Annotated in this window: 1 protein-coding gene; it reads right to left on the bottom strand. The window is 70.3% G+C overall.

What is annotated here, in order from left to right:
- Positions 1-140: 140 nt before the first annotated feature.
- Entirely contained in the window at positions 141-1,520 is a 1,380-nt protein-coding gene (locus E7Z53_RS19810; protein WP_176338693.1) for an IS1380 family transposase, read from the bottom strand.
- Positions 1,521-1,642 lie beyond the last annotated feature (122 nt).

Below are 1,642 nucleotides of genomic sequence, written 5' to 3'. Positions count from 1 at the left end.
AGCCTGGATGCGCCGACGTTGATTTTCTGGTGAGCTGATCTGGATCCAGCCGGCGATTTCTGGTTTTGGGCGTGCGCGGGTCGCCGGTCTGCCCGGCCTTTCCACTTCGTGTCCTCGCTCGTGCGGTCAGGGAAGAATTATCAGGCGATTGCGGTAGCGGTCTCGTGGGCGCGGTCGAAGAGATTCTCCCAGGCGGCCTGCCAGGGCCAGCGCGTGGGCAGGTGCAGCCGCCATCGACGGGCGTGGTTGGCGATCCGGGCCGGCACCTGGATGAGCTGGGCGCGGATCGTGGCGGCGCGGGCCCGTCCGTGCCGTCTCGAGGCGATCACCCCGGCCGCGCGGGTGAGGTTGAAGGCCATGGCCGCGCACACCAGCCAAGCGGCGTTGGCCGTGAACACCCCCGAAGGCATGTGCGCCAGCGGGCCGGCCTTCAGATCGGCGATCACCTGCTCCACCACGGCGTGGTCACGGTGGGAGGACTCGGCCTCGATCATGGCCAGCGGCGAGTCGGTGAACACCGCATGATGGCGGTGGGCGGCCAGCAGCTCGTCCTGTCCGGCCGGGGCCGTGGCGGGGTTCAGGCGCCTGACCCGGCGCACGATCAACCGTGCGGTGACGTGCTCGGCCTTCCGGCGTGAGGTGAACGCGGTGTAGGGAACCTCGGCGACCTCCGCGTCGGAGATCCACCGGCCCTCCTCTTCGTCGAAGATCGCGTGCGGGTACTCGATGCCGACCCACTCCTGCTCGGGGATGCGGCTGATCGCGGCGGTCACGGCCGGGTCCATCCGCGCGGTGATCGAGAAGTGCGCCCCGCCCGCTTGTGCGGCCGCGACCACGTCCCGGTTGTAGTAGGCGGAGTCCGCCCGGACCGTGATCGTCCCCGTGGCCCCGGCCTTCTTCGCCGTGGCCAGCGCTTCGGCGATCAACCGCGCAGCCCCGTGCGCCGAGGCCGCAGCGCCACGGCGCAGCCTCGTGGCGGCGATCACCGGCGCCGCCGACGGGGTCGAAAGGGTGGCCAACTGCGCGTTGAGTCCCCGCACCCCGGAGTAGCCGTAGCCGGTGCCCTGCTTGGCGTACCCATGGGTCTCACGGATCGTGTCGTCCACATCGAGGTAGGCGACCTGATCGGCGCCGGCTACCAGGCCCGGAACCCGGTCGGCGAGGTTGGCCAGCAGACGGGAGGCCACCGCGTCGAGCTGGCGCACATGACCGAAGGTGTAGGCGCGCAGATGCGTGCCCAGCGTGGTCGGGGCCCGCAGCCCGGAGAACAACCGGCTCATCCCGCCGTGGCGCAACAGGCCCAGGTCGGTGATGCTGTCGGCCCCGGCGACCATGCCCGCCACCAGGGCCGGGACCTTCGCGGCCGCGTTGGACCCGGCCGGACCGGCCACCGTGAGGCGGTCGGCGACCAGCTCGTGGAGCCCGGCCTCCTCGGCCAGGCCCATCACCGGGAGCAGCCCGGCGGTGGACACGAGATTGGGGTCATCGAAATCAGCCGCAAAGCTGTGGGAGACTCGCATTACCGGGTGCCCTTCTGCTGGGTGACGTGGAAGCGTGAAGAACTCCCATCGTCCCAAGCAAGAAGGGCATTCGTCTGTCAGGACTCACCCACCGCGGCCCTCGACATCGGCGCATCCAGGCT

Origin of the sequence: Kocuria salina (assembly GCF_013368965.1) — a bacterium.
Lineage (GTDB): Bacteria > Actinomycetota > Actinomycetes > Actinomycetales > Micrococcaceae > Kocuria > Kocuria rosea.
Note: the sequence above shows the minus strand (reverse complement) of the source record. Positions and strands in the feature narration are given on the sequence as shown.

Coding starts and splice junctions, on each gene's coding strand:
- E7Z53_RS19810 (WP_176338693.1), bottom strand. CDS start 1,520: ATGCGAGTCTCCCACAGCTTTGCGGCTGATTTCGATGACCCCAATCTC.